The 596-nt window shown below is 62.1% G+C and carries 1 pseudogene; it reads left to right on the top strand.

The features are described 5' to 3' along the window. Positions 1-596: pseudogene (locus QYH69_RS35975) on the top strand (ISNCY family transposase); the annotation flags it as partial.

Genomic DNA, 596 nt, shown 5'->3' with positions numbered 1-596 from the left:
ATGTACGAGCTGAACATTGACGCGTTCTGTGCGAACAGCAGCCCGGCCAAGGGGCGCGTCGAGCGTGCTCACCTGACGCTGCAGGATCGCCTGGTCAAGGAGCTGAGGCTGCGTGGTATCAGCACAGTGGCTGAAGCCAACGCCTGGGCACCGTCATTCATCGCGGCGTACAACGCGCGCTTTGCGAAGCCCCCAAAGAGCGATTTCGACGCGCACCGCCCTTTGCGCGTTGATGAGAATCTCGATCTGGTGCTGACGTGGCGTGAACCGCGGAAAGTCACGAAGTCGCTCACGGCGCAGTACGACCGGGTCATGTATCTGCTGGACGATACGCCGGAGAACCGGGCGCTGATCGATCGGTATATCGAGGTGTGGGAGTACCCGGATGGGCGTATCGAATTGCGGGGAAACGGACGTGTATTGCCCTGCAGACAATATGACCGGCTGGCCGAAATCGATCAGGGCGCGGTGGTCGAGCACAAGCGGCTGGCTCACGTGCTGCAGGTCGCGCAGGCGATTCAGGCTCAACGCGACAACAGCAGGATCGGTAAAGCTCCGTCCCGGACGAACCGGGGCGACTCGACCCGGACCAACCG

It is taken from the genome of Paraburkholderia sp. SARCC-3016, assembly GCF_031119615.1.
GTDB lineage: Bacteria > Pseudomonadota > Gammaproteobacteria > Burkholderiales > Burkholderiaceae > Paraburkholderia.
Note: the sequence above shows the minus strand (reverse complement) of the source record. Positions and strands in the feature narration are given on the sequence as shown.